Source organism: Mycoplasmopsis agalactiae PG2, from assembly GCF_000063605.1.
Lineage (GTDB): Bacteria > Bacillota_I > Bacilli_A > Mycoplasmatales > Metamycoplasmataceae > Mycoplasmopsis > Mycoplasmopsis agalactiae.
Genome location: NC_009497.1, coordinates 40957 through 62384 on the forward strand (window position 1 = coordinate 40957; position 21428 = coordinate 62384).

Here is a 21428-nt window from a genome sequence, read left to right on the forward strand (position 1 = left end):
TATTATTTAACCCCATTAAATTGGTCATAAACATATAATATATTTTCATAGACATTATTGCCGTTTTCATCTATTTTATAAGGTTTTTCGCCTTTAGCCATTCTAATTGAAGCTTGTGAGAACGTCTTACCGTTTTCAGCAATTGATTCTCATGAACCTAGGTTAGTATTTAGTATATCTTTAGTTCCTTGTTCGTCGCTAGAGAAGTAAACTGAATATGTATGTCCTGGCAATAATATGGCATTTCTATATTTAGACATAATGCCATAGTCGCTTACTCAAGAAACAAATCCTTTACCCTTGTGCTTACCATTAGAGTCGCTATAGTCATATTGTTCATCTGCCAGAGTATGACGGATTTTGCTTCTTTCTTCATCACTTTTAGCTTCATTGAATTTCTTTTCATTTTCAATGTGTTGATTTTTGTAATAGAACATGTTACTAGTGTTATCTTTAGTTAGCTTAAGAGTCTTAATCTCACCAGTTTGTCTATCTTTAAAAGCTAGATAGTTTGCTTTGTCAGCAACATCGCTCGATAGATAACCAAACATTGCCACAGCATCCTTACTTCCATCTCTTCAGATACCTGAAATGTTTCTCTTACCAACACCTTGTGACTGAATGTAGTATTGTCAGTAAGCTCTAGCTCTAGTATTAACTACTTTTCCTTCTAAGTCTTTAATTCTGATGGTGTCATCAACTATTTCAGCACCCTTATCATCATAAAGCTTAAAGTTTAAAAAGTCACGGTATCATCTGTCTTTAAATCAGCCATTATTAATTGATTGAAACTCTCCAAAGCAACTGTTGTTGTAGTTTGAATCATCGCTAAGGTTTTTATCATCCGATAAAATCGCCTTTTTGTATCTTAGATTTAGAGCATTTGCTTTATGTTTTTCTTCACTATCAGCCAATCTTTCATAATCTAAGATTGCATTCGTAATTCCATTACGACCGCCTCTATCATTTAATTTAAGTGCTTTAGATTTTCACTTAACAGTAGTAGTACCATCAACAACATATTCTAATCCTGTATTAGCTTCACTAATATTAGATAAGAATGAAGGAGTGTTACCAAAATCATGATTTGAAGGTGAGTATGTTATTTGCAAGTTATCACGGTTTATAACTTCAGCAAAGTTATATGTATAGTCAGAGAATAATTCATTGAATTTACGCTCAGTTTTGTTAATAAAGTAATTCTTAACATTATCAGATGGCCCTGTATGGAAGGCAGCGTTAGCTAACGAAGTAAATATGTTAACTAACTCAAATTGTTGTAGTGAAACATGCACAATTGTTTGGTCAGTGTAAAGTTGAATTTTGCTATCAAACACAAGGGAGTCTACTAAGTTTATGACTTTTAGGTCAACACCAAACTCTTTAGCGATACTTTCGTATGTTTTGATTGCATCATCAGCACCAATTTCTCATTTCTTTCTATCAGCACCATCAATTTTGAACTCTTGTTTTTTAAACTCTCCATAGCCATGTTTTTGGTCAAAGATTCACGTTGCATCTTTATTTTTATCTTTAAGCTTGTCGAATGTTAAAGCCGAGTTAAACATTGCAAATAGTGATGAGCTAAATCTTCTCATAATGTCATTAGCTCACATTTGGTTAGATGAATCTTCATTAGCTTTTTTGTAGAATTCTCTGAAGACATTTTTCTCTTCTTCAGACATTTCTGTCATATTACCTAATTTGTCTATTATCTCTGTTTTATAGGCTTTTTTGAATTTTTCTATATCAATTTTAGACTTTACATAATCCAATGTTCACTTAACTGTATTAGTGGCTTTATCATACTTAGCTTTAGTTAAGTCAACATTAACAAACTCTAGTCATTTTTTGTAATCATCAAATTCAATAGAGCCATCTTTCATAACTTCATTAGCAAATGAATTAAATAAACCAGTTAACACATTATGATCTAAACGTTTTAAGCTTTCTGTATAGTTCATTTTTAATTTAGTTACTTGTGTAAAATCAGCTTGTGAAGTATCTGGGAATGTAACAATTTGCCCTGAACTATTAAGCATATTTCAAACACCATTAGGATTAGCGCTTGATGTTATGAAAGTTGGTGTGTATTTAGACAATCATTTAATGATTTTCTTAGAGTTAAATACTTGTAGATAATCACTAGGAAGTGTTTGAGCAAAGAAAGGATCAGTAAATGCTGTTTCCAACTTAACGTTAGGCATATACATTGTGTCTTTGTCAATTCACAACACTTGGCCAGCGCCACCATTTATGTTGTTGTTTAGTGAGTTTCCTGAATTGAATAATGCACTAAGAACATGACCTAGTTTTACCTGTTCAGAAGCACCGTTTGTGCTTGCTGGAGCACCATTACCATTCTTTCTTATGTAATCTTTAGGATTTCCATAAATCAAGTTACTTGGAACAGCTTTAGGGAAGTTTGACGAGTTATTTTCTGAACCATCCTTGTTGTAGTATTTTATAGATGGCGCCTGTCCATCTTTCCCTTTTTTATAGGTTCCTTGGTCAGGATCTCTGTTAGTAAGATAATTCTTGTAAATGTTAAAGAACATCTTTGTTACATCACTTGGCAATCCTGCACCAAATATATTTCTAGTTTCAGGATAATCAACAATAATTTTTGGATCTAACGACAAACGAGCGTCAGAAGTGTTTCAACCATTAATATTAAACCTGTCAACTATTAATGACTTAATTGTTTTAACAATTGTATTTATTTTGTCATTAACAAATTTAACAGCATTTTTATCATAATATGCACTCTTTGTGTCAGTTAAATCAACATTTAAAGGAACACTAATTACAGGAGAGCCATCAGCATTATGCATTAGAACTTTAGTTATTAATTTATAGTTGCCTTCGGCATCTTTAATTCCTTCAACAACTTTAGGTTCAATTTGTTTTGAACCATTTTTAGTAACTTCTTCAAACTCAATTAGATTGCCTTTACCATCTTTGATTATGCCTTTAAGCATTGAAAGGCTAGCCTCTTTGAACTCGTACTCGCCTTTATCATTCTTAACCATATATTTAACCTTAGCAGCATCTTTTAATGCGCTGTTAACAGTAGGGTTAAGTGTACCTGAGTAGTAGTCAATAGCATTAATAACTCACATATCAAAAGGACTTAGTCATTTTTCATCCTCTTTAGCTGTTAAGCCATTTTGTGTCCTTCTATTTTTAACAGCTTCTAACATTCCAGCAAAGTCTTGCAAGAAACGTCTGTTCTTGTTTGATAGGGCTTTTCATAAATCTCTGTCTTCTAAACCAACACCTCAAATGTCTGATTCCTTTTCCAAAGATTTAATTACATCATCAGCCTTATCTTCAAAAGTGATTTTTCCATCTTTGCCCTTTTTAGCAAAACGGAATTCAGCATATTCACCATAGTCTTTTAAAGCACCAAATTCATCTAGTAAACGTTTTGTGCCTAGCTCAACATGAGTACGTGCTTTTAAGTATAACTCAACAGCATCCTTGCTGTAGTAGTTGTTAATGTTAGGTGTTGAGTTTGGTGTAAGAGCACTAACAAATATTGGATCACTTCCTTTATTACTTAAGTCATGAGCACCATTTAAGGTTATATGGTGGCCATATTCGTGAGCTCCAACAAATTTAAGAAAGTCGGTTGATATACCTTTAAAGTTTGGATCAGACATTTTTAAAATAGCTCATAATCCAACACGGCTGTTTTTGGTAAAACCTAAATATTTACCATTTTCTAATGAGTATTCCATAACCCCATCAGAGTTAATTGATTTTTTAATATGTAAGCCATCTAGTCATTCACCAGCATAAGGCACTTCTTTTAAAAGCTCGTCTGTTAATCCTTCATATGCATCAGCAAAAACATCATATGATCTTTCAGATTTGCCTGTTTCAGGGTTGTTAACTTCGTTTTCTTCTTTTATAACTGAAGGAGCAACCATTTTCTTGTAGCCTAATACTGAGAAAAATTCATTCATATTTTTAAGAACATTTTTATCAGCATTAGCATCTACTGAAAACTTAACAAATTTGCTTCCAAATTTAGTTTGTGAACCAAAAGGATTTTCAGGATCAACATTTTTGATAGTTACATCAAGCATACTTCCTTTTTTACTAATATCAGAAATGTCAGCTTTGAATATTAATTTATCAATTTCTTCTTTTGTAGCATTAGGTTTAAGAATATTTTTCTTGGTTAGTATGCCGATAAGCTCAATTTTTGACTTAGCAACAATAACATCATCTTCATTAGTTATTTGTCTTGCTTGGACATTTTTATCTAGTTCTCTAGCTTCTTTTAGCAATTGAGTTTTTCTAATGTTTTCAACAATTTTAGCTGAATGCTCTAATGAGTGATTGTATGCTTCATATAATTTATGATCTCTTAAAGCTGGTGCAATTAAAGTATCAAAGTATTCGCCTAAGTTGCTTAAATAATCTCCAAATTGCTCGATGCTTTTGTCAATGTTCTTTTCAACATCATTCATTCTTTTAACAAATGAGTTAAAAAGAACTTCAGGATTTATTGCACTTGTGTGAGCTCTTGGAGTTAGCTGTGGAAGAGTCTTAAATTCAGCAAGTTCAGCTTCAATTTTGTCTAAGTTTTTAACCTCTAAAGCCTGTAAATAAGTCTTTTTGGTTGCTTCATCTAAGTCTTTCTTTTTGTTAATATAATCTGTAAGTTTTTCTAATTTGGTCTTATCAGATTTAAGCAGCTCAATAAATGGTGTAGTAAATCATGATGTTTGGAATTTTAAAATATTAGCATTTGTTCTTGTTTCCCAACCTTTATTGTTTAGAAAACCTAATACTAATGTTTTGTAAGCTGATAGATCCTTAACAGTTTCTTCTAGTCTTCTGGTTAAATTATTAAACTCAGCCACATAGTTAGCTAGTTCACCATTTTGTGATGTTTCAATATTAAATTTTTTATTGAATTCTGAAACTATATTTGAAAGTGCAGACAAGCCAGAAACAACATTTGAGTTGTCATAGTCATCTTTACCAATTTGCTTGTAAATTGATTCAACTTCTGTGTTAAAGTGTTTTAGAAGTTCATTAGAAAATTTATCTTTTTGAGATTTATGCTTTTGGTTTTCATTAAGTATTTTAGAAACTAAACTAGTTGCTTTTTTCTGCAATTCAGCAACAAATTTTTTAAATGTTTCAATTGTTGAAACTTCAACACCATTAATGTTAGAAAATAGGGCTTTTAGGAAATTATCAAGTTCAGAATTTGATTGGTTTCTTGTACCGCTGCTGCTAGGAAGAGGCAAGCTTCTTCTTAATCTGCTTACTCTATCTCTAACAGATCCGCCGCCATTAGATGCTCTTTCAAATTTCTTTAAAAACTCAGGAACTTTCTTGTTACCTTCAGATTCATTTTCTTCGCCAGCTTTTGAAGCTTTAAGTTCTCTAAAAAGAAGTTTGTATTGTTCAACAATTATGTTTTCCTTGAAAGTTTTTATAAAGGTTTCTGCTTCTTTTTCATATGCGCCTGTTATTGTTTCTTTAAATTCCTTTAGATCCTTGCCTAGTTTTGAAGAGTTTTCTGATGCTTCAATTTTCTTCATTTCACTAGCAAGTGTAGAATTAGGTTTCTTAAATTCATTTAAGTATGAGGTAGCTCTTGCTACAACTTCATCATGCATAATATCTTTAGCTAAAGCATTTGTAAAGCTTGACAAATCTTTTTTAAATGTTGCAACATTTGCTTTCTTACTTTCTGCATTAGATTCAAATATTGAAAGAAGATCATCTTTTAGTGACAAAGAACCAAGCAATGATGCTTCATTTTTGTTAGAATCTTCTTCAAACTTTTTGTAAAGATTGTTGTAGAAGTCAGCATATTCTGGATGCTCTTTGTCTCTTTTTAATCCCATAAGGTACTTATTGCCTTGTTCTAATAAGTCCTTGTCAGCTTTCAATCCATCAAGCTCTGTTTTGTAAGTTAGGTATGACTCATATGCTTCAAAGTAAGCCTTAGCTTCGTTATGAACCATTGGTTTAATTTTGGTTCTTATTTCTGAATTTATTTCACCTAAAACTTTTTTAAGCCTATTAAGTTCCTTAAATAAGTTAGTTTCCAATATAGAATTTTTATCATTTAAGAACATACTTAATTCAGCTTCAAGTTTGTTGAACGGAATTAATAAATGTAAGGCAGGAAGAGAGTTAGAATTAATTTTTTTCTTAATATCATTTAATTCATTAAAGCCTGTTTTATGCCAGTTTCTGAAAAATTTGAGTTGCTCTAATTGCTCAGCAATAACAACTGATTCGGCAAAAAGTTTATCTATTTCCTGATTTAATTTAGTAATTTTTGCAGCACTTTCAGATTTATCATTTAAAGAAGCCTTTTCAGATTTTTTACTCTTTAGAGAATCCTCAACTTTTTTCAAATCATCTGCACATTTCTTTTTAAGTTGGTCATAAACTGACTGCGATTGATTTGTTGCTTTTTCAAAAAATTCTTTAATTATATCTAGCACACGGTCAGCATATGACTTTAAAGTATCTGTTAATGTTTTAGAATCATCAAGCTTGTGACTATTAAGCGCTTCAACTAATGGTTTGTTTGCTATTTTTTCTCATTTTGCTTTAAATGAACTCTCTTTAGTTTCTCTTTTTCTAATTACTTTTTGAGTTTCTTTTAATTTTTTCCCAATAGCAGCTTCATCACCATGTTTTAGTAATGAATATCAGCCAGCATAATCTTCATTGCTTAAAGTCCTAGCAATTTGCTTCTTGTTCTCTTCAACTAAATTAATATACTCTTCAACTTTTTTATTCAAGTTAGCTGATGAGTTGTTAAATGAATTAATTAGCTTTTTATACGCATTTGCTAATTCGCTATTCTCTTTAACATTTTGAGAGCTTAAAAATCTTAATTGGTAGTCTGACAACTGCATTAAAAATGTTGAGTTATATCTTTTTGCAATATTTTTCTTATACTCAGCAATATCTTTTTTAAGTTCTTTAACCAAGTTGATTGCTTTCTGGAAATCAATTTTAGCATTTATAACTCTAGCAATTTTGTTTTTAATGTGGTCATCATTTTCATCAATTTTATCTCTAAGATCTCTAATCTTTTTACCTAGTTCTATTTCTTTTAATTTATCATCAGTTGATTTGCCGGAATTAATTTTTTCAATTAATTTTGAACTTTCAGCAAAAAGTTGAGTTAGTTCAGTGAACTCTGCTTGACTGTGTTTTTTGATAAAACCATTAATTGTTTTGCCTTCTTCATCATTAGTGCCATTTTCATCACCTAAAGCTTTTGTTAAGTATTCTAAGACTACATCAGCATTAGAACTTCAAAATTCATCAAAATTCTTTTTGTTAGTTTTAGGATCTAAAACTTCAGAATATAGCAATGAAAATTCAGCAGGGAACAAGTCCTTGTTTTCAAAATAAGGCGCAACAAGTTTTTTAACGGATTCAACTTTATTGTCAAATTTAGCTATCTCAGCATCTACCTTTGCTAAATCTTCTTTAACAGATTCACGCTTGTCAGAAATTTTGGAATAATCAAAATCAGCCCCCAAGTGTGCATTTTTCTTGCTTAATTCATCTTTTTGGTCATTAACAAACTTAGAGTAAGCAAAAAATTCTGTTGCTCCATCAGGCAAAATATTTTTTCTGTCTTTAACAAATTCATCTAAGTTGTAAAAATCTCTTCAATTTAGTTTTGCTTTAGTATTAGCATCAACTAATGTTTCAATAGAAATTAGTTCATTAGGTAAGTAAGCCACATCGACTGCAAAATAGTCTTTTTCGACAAATTGATCAGTTGGATTTGTTCCAGTAACTAGTCTGTTTAATTGTTGATTAGTCTCAAAAACAGTTTTATCAACTTGCTTTAAAAGCTTAACTTTTTCATCAGAGTTTTTAGATGAAAATGATTCTGCTTGCAATTTATCAATGCTTGGATCATTAGTAAATGAATCATACATTGCAACAAGTGCATTTAATGTTTCAATTTCATCTGTTTTAATGCCAAATTGAGAAGCTAATTTACTTGTAAGCTCAGTTATTTTTCCAGATTTTTTGACTGTGTCTAATAAAGCTGATGCTCTTTTTTTGTTTTCTTCAATAACTTTTGTTAAAGATTCCAAAAGCTTCTTTTGTCCTTCTGAATTAGTTGAGTTGTTCCCATTCCCACTATTTGTAGTATGGTTTACATCCTTAAGTGCCTCAAGAAGCTTTGTATCGTCATCATTTAATTGTTTTGTGTTTTTTAAAGTAAATTCTGTGTTTTTTAACTCTTTTTCTAATGTGTGTTTTAGTTTAGGATCAGATTCTGCTTTTTTAATTGCTTCTTTTAATTTGTTTATAACATCTTCAAGTGTTTTAATAAAGTTATTTCTATCCTCAATTCTCTTCTGACGAGTTGTTTTAAATATATTAACATTGATAACACTTTCTGCTCTTGTCTTGTCCGCAATTGCTTTCTTCTTTTGCGCTTCAAGATTTGCCTTATCGCCGTTCATTGCTGTTTTTAGCTTTTCTTCTATTTCTTTTTGAAGTTTTTCAGAGTCTTCAATAACTTTTTTTGCTCCCACATAGTTACGTAAGTCAGCCTCCATATTTTCTATGGTTTGTCTTAATGTTAGTCACTCTCTATATAGCCCATTTAACTCACCAATTGCGGTAGTGATTTTTTTAAGAACTTCTTCAGAAAATTTGTTTGGTGCAAATCTAACTCTAATTTGCTCAATGAAACGAGAAGCTAAGTCTTCAATTAAGTTTTTAGCATCTTTTAATGCTTTATCAAATTGCACATATTTGCCTAAAGTTTTAAATGATTTTTTACCATTTTGCTCTGTTGTTGCATTTAAAATTTCACCAAAAGCACTGTGAATTGTGTATGATGAACCATCTTCAAAATGAATAAGTAAGTGTTTGTCCACTATTTCATTTGTATTGTTGTATTCATTTACTTTAATTTCAGCATTAGCAATAACTTTTTCTTCAAATTTAACATTTTCAGCACTAAAACCATCTAAAAGCTTCAGTGAATCTTTATCTTTGTATTCTTTTAGCTTACTTGCAAATTTTTCCTTAGCTTCAGCCAAATTATTAGCAGCTACAACTAATAAATAAGGTGATTTTTGAACTAATCTGTTCTTTTCAACAATTGAATAAGTAGTTTTTAAAACTTCTTTTTCTCATTCAGGACGTCTTAGTGCATAAACTTTCTGATTTTTTAGATATCTAACATTTGTAATTCCTCTAAAGAATTGCTCATTGATAGTTTTGTTTGAAATATTAGCAAGAGCATTATACTTGCCAATGTTTTCTAAAAACTTTCTTAATTCAGGTTCACTTAATACACTTTTGTTTAGTTTGTAAGTTAGTGAATCTTGAGCATTACCTCTGCCACTTAGGCTAGAGTAAATTGGAAGTGTGCCAAAAAATGCATCAGGAAAAAACTTGATGGTTGTGTATTCTTTGTTTTTGTTTGAGTGTGAACCTAAAGTTATGCTGTTTCCAGTCATTTCAACACCTTTGACAATTGAAAATGACTTAAGAGTGATAATTTCAGGGCCTCAAGACACATTTTTCATGAATCATTCAGTGAATTTGTAAAACTCTAGTGGGCTAACAGCTTCAATGTATTGGTTATAGAAGTTGAATGAACCATATTTTATGTTCAAATATGGCAAAGCATGGTGCTTTGCATAATATTTGTCCAAGTACTCAGTTGAAATTAATTTAGTTTTGCCATCAGTTACAACTTCGGTGAGCGGATCATAGTGCACTTTGTGCTTATTATTGTGTACTTCTAAAAAATATGATTCAGGCTTAGCATTTCTGTCTATAAAAATATTTTTTAATTCAGCTTCATCAGTAAAGTTTTTTCTTCCTAACTTTTCATTTGAAGTTTTTGAATAACCATACATTGCACCAAGTGTTATTGCTGTTATTCCAGCTAAAACACCACCAGAGATTGCATACTTATGTCACACATGTTTTTTAAGATTAATTTTAGGCATAAAGCCTCCATATTAGGCTAATTTATAGCATTATTAGTATCTAAATTATTTAAAAAAGTTTCAGTGTTATGAACTAAGGAGTTGAAAGTTAATAAAAAACAAAATAAAGAAGGATTTTGCCCTACTTTATTTCGCTACTGATAAATTAACAAAACAATAAATATTATTTTTTGAAAATACCTAATAAATTAGAGCCAAATTAAAACATCATTAAGAAAATATTCTTAATGTTCATAATTGTGCTCTTTCGATTATATAGGTTGTGAAAATTCATAACATATTTATTTTAAATAAAAAATTAAAAATGTTAACAAAATTTTAAAATTAATTTATAGTTATAAGTTTTATATTTTAATGCAAGCAAAATTTATAAAGCTCAGTGCATAAATTGTTCTATTAAAAATCAAATATTAAAAAGCTGTAAACAATCAATAATTGCTTACTATAATATAATTTTGTTATGTTAAAAATTTATGTTTGTGGGCCGACTGTTTATAACGAACCTCATATAGGAAATCTAAGGCCAATTATTACTTTTGACTTTATGCTTAAGGCTTATAGGGAATTGAACAAGGAATTTAAATTTGTTCACAACATTACTGATGTTGATGACAAAATCATTAATAAAGCAATTCAGATGGACGTTAAAGAAAGTGAAGTTGCTTCGTTTTATTTTAAAAGCTATCAAAGATTGTTAAGAATGCTTAATGTGAATACAATTAGCAAAATTGAAAAAGTAACTAAAAATATAAATGTCATCAATAAATATGTTGAAAAACTATATCAGACTGAAAATGCATATAAAGATGCAAATGGTAATGTTTGGTTTGATGTTTTAAGAAATAAAGGTAACTATGGACTAGTTTCTAATCAAAATATTGACAATATGGTTTTTGACGAAAACAGCTTGCTTAAAAGGTTTAAAGGCGATTTTGCGCTTTGAAAATCTACAGCAGTAGGCATTAAATTTAGATCTAGTTTTGGTATGGGCAGGCCTGGTTGACACACTGAATGTAGTGCACTTATTGACAAGCATTTTGGAAGCGATGGTGTTGATATCCATGGCGGCGGAATGGATTTAACATTTCCACACCATGAAAATGAAAATATTCAACACTATGCCTTATATCAAAAGCAATTAGCTAAAGAGTGAATTCGTTGTGGGCAGCTTAATCTTGATTGCGAAAAAATGTCTAAATCAGTAGGCAACGTTATACTTGCAGAAGATTTTATAAATAAATATGGAGCAGCAATTTTAAAGTTGATATTTTTCAATGCTAAAGTTAGTGCAAGTATTAATATAACTAGTGAGCTTATTGAAAACATGAAAGCTATTGAAAATAAGTATAAGAAAGTGTTATTTAAGATTTTTATAAATTACAAAAATGAAATTCTTAACAGAGAAAACTACAGTAAATCTGAGTTTGTTACTAAAGCCTTAGAAGCAGTATCACAGCTTGAGTTTTCTGACTTTAACTTTATGCTAAATAATGAAATTAAGCAATTTAATAAAGAACCATCATTAGAGAGGGCAAAAGATTTATTTTTCTTACTTTCACTTTTCCACAAAGAATTAACAAACATAAGTTTTTATAATAGATATTTAGAGATATATGACCAATGACGCTATTTTATAGGCATAAAAGACTATAAAAAAGCCGACAAATTAAGAGAAAAATTAATTAAAAATAGCTTAATTTAACACTTATCAACACTGAACTAATTTATTAAAAATTGAGGGTATCTTTATGAAAAAATTATATATGTGTGGCAAAAACTCAGTTATAGACGCAATTAAGGCCAAATTGCCAATTGAAGCAGTTTATGTTCTAAGTAAATCACACGCTGATAAACTTAAGGAGTTTTCAAATATAAAAATAGTAGTCAAAGATGCTTCATTTTTTAAAGAATATAACTCAGAAAATCATCAAGGATACTTGCTGTTTTTAAAAGATTTTAATTACTATGAAATAGATGTAATTAAAAAAGATAATCCCAAAACCGTGTTAATTTTAGACCATATACATGATCCGCATAATTTTGGTGCAATCATAAGAACAGCAAATGCAGCAGGAATCAAGCATATTATTATTCCCAAAGATAGATCTACCGATGTTACTTCAACAGTTTTAAAAGTAAGTTCAGGCGGGTTTGTAGGAGTCAAAATCATTAAAGTTAGCAACATTGCCTCAAGCATTGAAAAGCTTAAAAAATGAGGTTTTTGAATTTACTCTTCATTACTAGATGAAAATGCAGTGCCTTATAACAAAGTTCAATATGCAGGCAATTGCGCACTAGTAGTTGGTAATGAAGAAAAAGGCATTTCTAAACCAGTAGTTAATGCAACGGATGTTAAAGTTTATATTCCACAATTTGGTACTGTCCAGTCAATGAATGTATCTGTAGCTACAGGAATTTTATTATTTGAATTAGTTAATAGAAGTGAATAAAAGTATTTTTATGTTTAAAAAACACTTAACAAATAATAATAAGCAATTGGAGCAAATATTGCCCAATATGTCTAATTTAGAAATCATTATGGCAATTAATCATTGCCTAAAACAAGAAATTTATAATGCAATTAACAAGGCTATTTTTTCATATAAAAAAGTGCCAATCACTGCTGATGATATTTACAATGAATTTTTATATGAATGCCCTAATATTTTACGTAAGTATAGATACCAAAGCGATTCTAATTTCTATGCTTATGTTAGCCAAGTAGTCAAAAATTTTTGCTTAAACAAGCTTAATTTTTGACTACGCAAAAAACGCTCTATTGATTTAAACATGTCATCAATTGATGAAATGATTTATATTACTGATGATTCAGCAGAGAATGAAGTCTATCAAAAGGCTTATGAAGAAGACTTTAAGAGGCTGTTTTATAGGTATTTTAGTAAAAATGATGTTCATAATATTCAGCTGCTTTTGTCTAAAAAATGATCACCGCATTCAACATATAAATTGAATCTCTTTAGAGAAATTATTGTTAGCAAAATAATAACTTTTTATTCTGCCTAAGTCTTATAGAATTTAAAAGCTTAAAATTTTAAGATTTTATATATAATTAAAACTATGCTTAGAAAAAAAGTAACACTAAGTTGTGAAGAATGCCACAGCATGAATTATTCCACCAATAAAAGCCTGATGTCAGTTGATAGAATTACAGTTAAAAAGTTTTGTAGAAAATGCAATAAGCACACAATGCACAAGGAAGAAAAATAATGGTTAAGAAAAATAAAATTGAAGCAGAGACAAAAGAAGCGAAAAAGAAAAAGTTTTTGGTGCGTAAATTTGTTAAAGAATTAAAAAGAGTTAGATGGCCGTCATCTAAGAAAAGTTGAGCAGCTTTTGTGCAAGTTATTGTTTTCTCAATGATATTTACTTTAATTGTTGTTGGTTTTGTTACTTTAATTACTTTTATTTTCACAAAATCAGGAATTAAAACAGGAGGCGTTTAGTACTTATGCAACGTTTTATGTGATATATGATTAGTACGGTTTCAGGTAAAGAGGACAAGGTTGTTGAGTCTTTAAAAAACCGTATTGTTAGTGAACAAGTTGAAGAGTGTTTTAATCAAAATGCTACTGAAGAAGGCGCATTCAAAATTTTCAGAAAGCCCGTTTTAACCACTAAAGAAGCTGAGAAAAAAGCGCTTGGCGAGCCATATAAAGTTAAGATGAGCAACATGTATGGTGGTTACATTTTCATTAACATGGATATGACTGATAAAGCCTGATTTGTTGTGCGTAACACACAATATGTGACAGGGCTTATTGGTTCTGCTGGAAAAGGAACCAAACCAACTCCTGTTACTAAAAAAGAAATTGATTTAGCCTTTGAAAAGGAGAAACAATTAATTGAAGACTTTAACGCAGGTAAAATAATTGATAAATTTACTGTTGGTGAAATAGTGGAAATTATTGATGGTCCATTCAAGGGCACAATTGGCAAAGTGTTAGAGGCAAATGAATCTATTCACAAAGTTACTGTTGAAGTTGAACACTTTGGCAAAAAAGTTCCAACTGACTTTGATTATTCTGTAGTTGAAAGCAAGGAAAGATAATTAAGATTAAATAGAAGGGTGCTTCTATTTTTTATACCCTTAATTTAACTTTTAATAATACAGCTCCTTAGTAAAAGCATTCATAGCAAAAATACTACTAAAGCAAGTATAATTTTTAATAAGGTAGCATAATGAATCTATACACTAATAAAAATGTTAAGAAAATGAACAGAACATATAATAGGATGCTAAAAAAATCATTATTTAGCAAAAATATTTTGTCTGTTAAAAAATCTAAAACATCGCTTTTGGAAATTGTGATTAAGTTTTTTATCAAAATAATTATGCTAATTGCTGTGCCTATAAGACTAAAGAAGAATAAAAACAAATTAAGCGAGCTTGTGGGTAGAGTTTACAAAAGATTTACTAGCAGGGAATTTGTTTTTATTCCTGTATCATTTGCATTTTATTCACTAGTTTCATTTATACCAATAATAATGAGTGTTAGTGTTGCAATATCATTAATTCCTGGTAATTTTAGTAGCTTATTTAATGATGAAATTCTTAGAAGAATAATTCCAGGACTAGAATCATTTATAAATTCAATACCACAGACTTGAAATGCTAAAACATACATTTTGATAATTACTTTATTTTTAGCTTCTTTAATTATTTCATCTAGTGGTTTTGGTAAGTTTACCTATAGCATAAATTATATTTATAAACATGAAACAACAGGTAATTACTTTTTCAATAGACTCAAAGGATTTTTAATTGTTGTTTGCATAGCACTTTATATTTTCATATCTTCTTTACTATACTTATCAATTTACAAACTGTTTGGAGTGCATAAAGCCAGCGACCTAGGCAGAAGTATTTATTTTTACATTGTTTTTTCACTTTATTTAATGCTCAATTTGTATGTAGGACTATCATTATTGTTTAAAGTCAGTCCTGCATTTAAAGTGCCATGATCATCATTACTTCCTGGAGTGCTTATTGCCTCATTACCAACTATGGTTTTTATAACGATATTTGGATATCTTACATCACTAATTGACTACTATAAATTTGGTATATTTGGAATTTTTATGTATATTGCTTTGCTTGTTTCGACAATGTCTTATTTTATGTATTTAGGCATAATAACAAATGCAGCTTTTTATAAAACATTTTATTCAAGATATACAGTTGCCAAAAAGATATGATTTAGAAAGTTTTATTAGAGTGTTTTTTATTAGCCTATAAAACAGACATTTTGGTAAAACTATCATTTGAAAAATATTATTGCTATGATTATTTTTTGATTACTTAAGCATCTGGTTTGCCTTAGTTTTTGACAAATTCGCATTTTTAATTTATAATATAATAAATTTTTATTTATATATTAAATAATAAATGTATTGGGCGGATAGATGGATAATAAGTACAAAAGAATATTAATTAAACTTTCAGGTGAAGGGTTAGTTAATAAGGAAAAAAGCTTAGCGATCGACTATGATTTAGTTGGTGATATTGCACGCCAATTAAAACAAATTTCAGACAGAGGAATACAAATAAGCATTGTTATTGGTGGTGGCAATTTCTTCAGAGGGGCAAGTGCTGAAAAAAATGGCATTCCTAGAAATAGGGCAGATTATATTGGAATGTTAGCCACAATAATGAACGGTTTAGCATTAAAAAGCGGGTTCGAAAGAATTGGCTTAAAAACTCGTATTCAGTCATCTTTAGTTGTTGACCAAAAAGTTGCTGAAAACTATGTTAATGAAAAAACAATTAAATATTTAGAAGAAGGTGAAGTTGTTATCTTTGTTGGTGGAACAGGAAGACCATATTTCACAACAGATACAGCAGCAACCTTATTTGCCTCTGAAATAGGTGCAGAAGTCATTTTGATGGGCAAAAATGGTGTTTCTGGCATTTATGATTCAGATCCAAAAGCTAACAAGGATGCTAAGAAATTTGGAAAAATTTCTTATGATGAAATTTTGGATAAAAAGCTACAAGTTATGGACTTAACAGCTACAAGTATGGCAAGAGATAATAAAATCAACTTAATTATTTTTAACATCAATGAGCCAAATGCTATTTTAAGAGCTATTGATGGAGATATAGATCACACTGAGGTAATAAGCTAATGGATGAATTATTTATTTTACAACTAGAAGAAGAAATTGATAAAGCTATAAATCACTTAGTTTTTGAACTTTCAAAAACTTCAACCGGAAGAGCTAATCCACAACTAATTAGAGGCATCAAAATTAATTATTATGACACGCTAACACCAATTGAAGAATTATCAAACATTAGTGTTCCTGAAGCTCAACAATTACTAATTAAGCCTTTTGATGCAACAACTGTTAGAGACATAATAAAAGCTATTACAAGTGCTCAGTTAGGTATTAATCCTGTTGATGAAGGAAGCCAAATTCGTATCAAATTTCCGCCTCTAACAACTGAAAGAAAAAGAGAATTAGTTAAATCATTATCAAAACATTCTGAAACCGCAAAAGTTGCTATTAGAAACGCCCGTCAAAATGCAAATAAAGTAATAAAAGCCAACGAAGAAATTTCTGAAGATATGCAAAAAAGATACTTAGCAGACGTACAAAAAATTGTTGACAAGAACATTGAACACGTTGATGAACTAGTATCTAAAAAAGAAAAAGAAATCATGACAGTTTAATTTAATCGATCTCTATTTTATAAATATGCTTTTTATATAAAGCTATTAATATATAATACATTACACGGCAATTAGAGATCGGTCATCGTGGCACCATAGCCAAAAGGCCAAGGCACGAGTCTGCAAAACTCCGATTTACCGGTTCGAGTCCGGTTGGTGCCTCCATATTATGCGCCCATAGCTCAACTGGACAGAGTGTTTGGCTACGGACCAAAAGGTTAGGGGTTCGACTCCTCTTGGGCGCGCCATATAACATTGTTATCAAATTAGGCAACTTGCCTAATTTTTTTATTATTTCTAACTACACTAATGACAAATAGCACTATAAATCAGGTAAATATGTTAATTGACACTAATAGTCAGGATGAGTATGCTTTAACTGTTAATGGGAATAAAAAATCTATCAGGATGTTCAATAATTCATCCAAAACATAGTACATAAAGTTCATAAACTCTATGCTCCAAAAGAAAATTATTGACATCAAATAGTATATTTCAAATATTGGAACCAGAATAATGCTAAAGACAAAAGAAAGAAGATTTAAAGAAGAATTTATTTTACCTATTATCGGCAAATTGAACAAATGTATCAGCGCAAAAATAATTAGAGCCTTTAAAATTTTTCATTTTATATTTATTAAATTGTTTAGTGTAAGCAGAATAAATGAACAACAAAAGGAAAGAATAAAAGAAAGCGAAAATACAAGATCAAAATTTAAGTTAAATACAACAACTAGTGCTATAAATCATCCATCATAATATTTAAAGCTATAATTACCAATCTTTTTTTGATGTTTGACAAACAGCATTATTAAACTTCTTATTGCTGAAACAAATGAATTAAGCAAAGTAACATAGCAAAATAAAATTGTAATTACAAAGTATAGTGATGCTTTATTTTTTCTGGGTATCTTGTTTGCTAAAAGTGCTATAAAATAGAATAATAGGTCAAAGTGTAATCCTGAGATAACTAATAAATGTGAAACATTTATAAGTCTAGCCTTTGTATTAGCAATTTGCGAATCACCTATTCCAAAAACCATTGTACTTCAGTATCTGGCAAAATAAATTTTGTCGGCACCATATGCATTTAATAATTGATTAAGACTCCGGGTTTGATATGATACTTGCTTAATTACTGGATCACTTACAACATATTTTATTGAGTTAGATAACATGAAAGTTTTATCAAACTTTATATGGGACAAATTTTTACTTAAATTTCCCTTTACTTCAACTAGCGAACCTTGAATAATTTTTGATTCTGATGTTAGGCTACTGCCCAAGACTAAAACATTGTGCTTTGAATTACTAATTATAAAATAATTATCACTGGACTTAATTATTGTCCCTTGAACAACATATAATCCATCATCCAGCAGATGCTTAAATGCTGTTGGCATCAAAGCGCATAGATAAAAGACAATAGCTAGCAATGCAGTACCTAAGCACTTCCAGTTTTTAAAATTAATGTACACTGCTAGTATCACATATGCCACAATCCACACACACCTAGTTTCATTACTAAAAATAGACAGGTGAATAAATATAGGCAAAATAAATGCCAATAAATTTAGGTTTACAAGACTAAAACTCTCTTTAGTTTTGAAAAAGTTTTTTCTCCAATGCCTCTTAGAGATTGAATATCGTCTCATTTGACTTTTGATTTCTTTCTTCTTAACTGAACTAGTTGCTTTGATACATTTACAGAAATTCCTAATTTTCTTAGTTGTTGCTCGTCATTTAATTCTAGTCAATGTATTTGCTTATTAACATCATTATCAAAATTGTTTTTTAAAAATGGAATAAAGATTTTTACATTATTTTTGTACTCCTTGTTCATGTCAATATTTGAAAGATCTGCATTATTTTCCTTTACAACATTTAAAATTTCTCTTAATTTAACCCCCTTTTTAAAATAGTGCCTTCCTTTAAATAAAACTGCGCCGGTTACATCGATTGCTACAACATCGCTATCACTTGGCGAAATTTTAGAAAATGAGGTACGATTTGATTCAAAAGTAATTGCTATTGTAGAAGTAGCAACAGCAATCAAAACTAAAGAACCAATTACAAATCTTTTAATTCTCATTTCATCATATTAGTTTTATGTAAGATGAAAAAAATAAAAAGTGTAAAAATAAGGGAAAAACGGCTTGTTTTTCCCTTAAAAGTTCATAATTAATTATACTCCTCAATGAAATCGGTTAACTTCTTAACATCCTTGTTGTGATATAAAACATCAATAATAGATCTTAAAAATGGTGCACTAATTGACTTATTATCATTTAAAATATCTTCTAATATTTTGGCATTGTGGTAGCCTTCAACTGTTTTGGTGTTTGCTTCTAGCACTGTTTTAAGGCCTTTTTGGGCAATTTGTGTTCCAAAAAGAAAGTTTCTGCTTTTCATGCTAGAGCAAGTTAAGAATATGTCACCAATTGCTGAAAGCTCTAATGGCAAGTTATTATCAGCAGAGTTAAATAAGGCTTTATAAATTTGGTAAATTTCTTTTGCACCTGTAGCTAATAAAGCAGATTCAGTATTTTTGTAAGGAAACATGTGTGTTATTGCACCAATGCCTATTGCAAGAACATTTTTAAGAGCAGCAAATAATTCACTTCCCTTTTCATTAGGATTAATTATCAATCTAAAATACTTATTATTAAATGTTTTTGATACTTCAAGCAAGAAGCCTTGATTTGGCCCAACAATGTTGATCATTGTTAGTGCATTTTCAAATACTTCAGTAGCAAAAGAAGGCCCGAGTATTGAGCAATAGTGTTCAATATTGTCTGAAAATTTCTCAACAAGTACATCAGAAAAGAATTTTTTAGTCTTTGAATCTATGCCTTTAGCAACATTAACTATCTTAATTTTACGTGTTCCTAGAATATTTCTGATTTGACCAAGAACACTATCAATAGCTCCTGATGGTACAGCCAGTATCATTAAATCAAGCTCGTTTAATGCCTCTTCTAAATTGTCAGTTGCATGAACATTATTAGGATTATTGAACTTTTTATCACCAAAATATTTAGAATTAATGCCATTGTTAATGTCATTAATTTCTTTGTTATCAATGCCTCACATTGTAATTTTGTGGTTGTTATAAGATAATACATTTGCCAATCCGCTAGCTCACGCCCCTGTGCCTATTATAGTAACTTTTTTAGACATAATTTTCTCCTCGCTCTATTTTGTTTCTAGCTCAACATATAATTGCCTTATAGTTTCTAAGTCTAGCTGTTGAATTCTGATGTTTTCACTTATATTCAACAGGCTGTAAGCATTTAGTATTTTTTCTTGCGAATAAACCTGTTTTAAAGACCAAATCAGTTTTTTTCTTCTTGCACTGAAGCAAAGTTTGAAAAAGTCTTTTAATTGTTCGTAATTGTCGTTATGATTTTGATAAAAATCAAATGTAACAATTGCTGAATCTACCTTTGGAATAGGGCTAAAGTTATTTTTGCTTACAAACAACTCTTTTTTAACTTTAGCCACATATTGACAAGTTATACTCAATTTAGAATATTCATAGCTATTAGGCGCTGCAACTATTCTGTCAGCTACTTCCTTCTGAACTAACAGTGTTGCCCGCTTGAACAAAAATCTATTCTCAATTAATTTAAATATTATCTCACTAGTAATATAGTAAGGAATGTTGCCTACCACTTCAAAATAGACATATTGGTCTAAATTAGCATTTAAAAAGTCATCATGAACAAGCATATTATTTTCTGAATTAAAATAATTTTGCTGGTTTAAAAACTCGATCATATCTGGGTCAATTTCAAAGGCAACTAACTTTGAGCATTTATTTACAAGGTGTTTGGTCAAAGCCCCAGTTCCTGGGCCAATTTCAATAATTTGCTTGCCTTCAGGGCTAATAATATCAACTATTTTTTTAATAACTGAGTCACTATGCAAGAAATTTTGTCCAAATTTCTTCTTAGCTTTTGGTTGAAGATGATCATTAGACATTGATTTTAAATAACCTCTTTGCATTTTTTAATACTTTGTCAGTAAATTTCTCAATTGATAAACCTTTAACGCCTGCGATATAGTTTGCTGTATGCTTAACGTAATTTGGATAATTTAGCATCCCTCGCTTACTTGCTGGTGGTAAGTATGGAGCATCAGTCTCAGTGAGTATTTTATCAACAGGAAGATATTGCAAAACTTCTAATAAAGACGAATTATTTTTGTAAGTTGCAATTGCACTAAAACTGAAGTAACAACCTAAATCATTAAATTTTTTTGCTCAATATAAATTCCCACTAAATGTATGAATCATAAACTTAACATCATTAAATTGACTAAGTATTTCATACAAATCTTCATAAGAGTCTTTCATATGTACAACAACAGGCAAATTATGTCTCTGAGCGACTTTAATTTGGGCAATAAATGATTCTTTTTGAACATCTTTTTTGGTATCTGGATAGTGATAGTCTAGTCCAATTTCACCAATAGCAACAACATCTTTAGTTAGCTGACTCTCAACAATCTCACCATCAATTGCTCCAGTTGAATTATTTGGATGCACACCAATTACTGGAAAAGTGTAGTCAAAGTGTGAGCAAATGTTTAATACTTCAAGGTTTTCTTTAGGATCACACCCAGTTATAAGCATAGCCGCTACACCTTTAAAATAGGCCTTTTCAATCACTTGGAAATTATCTTTATAATACTCTTTAATTGAATGAGTATGACAATCAATATATTTTATGCTCATATT

General features: G+C 30.0%; 15 protein-coding genes and 2 tRNA genes. 11 read left to right on the forward strand and 6 right to left on the reverse strand.

What is annotated here, in order from left to right; all coding sequences use genetic code 4:
- Positions 1-2 precede the first annotated feature (2 nt).
- Complete coding sequence (locus tag MAG_RS00200) at positions 3-9992, reverse strand: PDxFFG protein (RefSeq protein WP_011949222.1); 9990 nt, start codon at positions 9990-9992, stop codon at positions 3-5.
- Between the two features lie 460 nt (positions 9993-10452).
- Here MAG_RS00200 and MAG_RS00205 point away from each other — a divergent pair, with 460 nt between their 5' ends.
- The 11 genes from MAG_RS00205 to MAG_RS00250 all read left to right on the forward strand — a co-directional run bounded on the left by MAG_RS00205 (position 10453) and on the right by MAG_RS00250 (position 16935).
- Positions 10453-11694 carry a class I tRNA ligase family protein gene (locus MAG_RS00205; protein WP_011949223.1) on the forward strand — a complete coding sequence of 414 codons (1242 nt, stop codon included), beginning with the start codon at positions 10453-10455 and terminating at the stop codon, positions 11692-11694.
- 46 nt (positions 11695-11740) lie between these two features.
- Positions 11741-12442: a 23S rRNA (guanosine(2251)-2'-O)-methyltransferase RlmB gene (rlmB, locus tag MAG_RS00210; RefSeq protein WP_011949224.1), complete on the forward strand. Its 702-nt coding sequence runs from the start codon at positions 11741-11743 to the stop codon at positions 12440-12442.
- Between the two features lie 67 nt (positions 12443-12509).
- Positions 12510-13016, forward strand: coding sequence for an RNA polymerase sigma factor (locus MAG_RS00215; protein ID WP_232955119.1), 507 nt, complete (start codon positions 12510-12512; stop codon positions 13014-13016).
- A 54-nt stretch (positions 13017-13070) separates the two neighbouring features.
- Positions 13071-13220 (forward strand): 50S ribosomal protein L33, encoded by a 150-nt coding sequence (gene rpmG, locus MAG_RS03925; protein WP_004024222.1) that lies wholly within the window; start codon positions 13071-13073, stop codon positions 13218-13220.
- Complete coding sequence (secE, locus tag MAG_RS00220; RefSeq protein ID WP_013021712.1) at positions 13220-13456, forward strand: preprotein translocase subunit SecE; 237 nt, start codon at positions 13220-13222, stop codon at positions 13454-13456. Before rpmG ends, secE begins: the two co-directional genes overlap by 1 nt.
- A 5-nt stretch (positions 13457-13461) precedes the next feature.
- Positions 13462-14061 carry a transcription termination/antitermination protein NusG gene (gene nusG / locus MAG_RS00225; RefSeq protein WP_011949226.1) on the forward strand — a complete coding sequence of 200 codons (600 nt, stop codon included), beginning with the start codon at positions 13462-13464 and terminating at the stop codon, positions 14059-14061.
- Positions 14062-14192: 131 nt separating this feature from the next.
- Entirely contained in the window at positions 14193-15227 is a 1035-nt protein-coding gene (locus MAG_RS00230) for a YihY/virulence factor BrkB family protein (protein ID WP_011949227.1), read from the forward strand.
- Positions 15228-15416: 189 nt separating this feature from the next.
- A complete protein-coding gene (gene pyrH, locus MAG_RS00235; protein WP_011949228.1) occupies positions 15417-16139 on the forward strand; it encodes a UMP kinase in 723 nt (240 codons plus the stop codon).
- Entirely contained in the window at positions 16139-16687 is a 549-nt protein-coding gene (gene frr, locus MAG_RS00240) for a ribosome recycling factor (RefSeq protein WP_011949229.1), read from the forward strand. The genes pyrH and frr overlap by 1 nt, the downstream gene beginning before the upstream one ends.
- An 89-nt stretch (positions 16688-16776) precedes the next feature.
- Positions 16777-16852, forward strand: a tRNA-Cys gene (locus MAG_RS00245).
- 6 nt (positions 16853-16858) lie between these two features.
- Positions 16859-16935, forward strand: a tRNA-Arg gene (locus MAG_RS00250).
- A gap of 18 nt (positions 16936-16953) precedes the next feature.
- Here MAG_RS00250 and MAG_RS00255 read toward each other — a convergent pair.
- From MAG_RS00255 to MAG_RS00275, 5 genes are all read right to left on the reverse strand, one after another.
- Positions 16954-18342: an MAG0480 family ComEC-like protein gene (locus MAG_RS00255; RefSeq protein WP_011949230.1), complete on the reverse strand. Its 1389-nt coding sequence runs from the start codon at positions 18340-18342 to the stop codon at positions 16954-16956.
- Entirely contained in the window at positions 18267-18779 is a 513-nt protein-coding gene (locus MAG_RS00260) for an MAG0490 family ComEA-like DNA-binding protein (RefSeq protein WP_011949231.1), read from the reverse strand. The genes MAG_RS00255 and MAG_RS00260 overlap by 76 nt, the downstream gene beginning before the upstream one ends.
- Before the next feature lie 89 nt (positions 18780-18868).
- Positions 18869-19867, reverse strand: coding sequence for an NAD(P)H-dependent glycerol-3-phosphate dehydrogenase (locus MAG_RS00265; RefSeq protein ID WP_011949232.1), 999 nt, complete (start codon positions 19865-19867; stop codon positions 18869-18871).
- Between the two features lie 15 nt (positions 19868-19882).
- Positions 19883-20671, reverse strand: coding sequence for a 16S rRNA (adenine(1518)-N(6)/adenine(1519)-N(6))-dimethyltransferase RsmA (gene rsmA / locus MAG_RS00270; protein ID WP_041308801.1), 789 nt, complete (start codon positions 20669-20671; stop codon positions 19883-19885).
- Complete coding sequence (locus MAG_RS00275; protein ID WP_011949234.1) at positions 20664-21425, reverse strand: TatD family hydrolase; 762 nt, start codon at positions 21423-21425, stop codon at positions 20664-20666. Before MAG_RS00275 ends, rsmA begins: the two co-directional genes overlap by 8 nt.
- Positions 21426-21428: the final 3 nt, after the last annotated feature.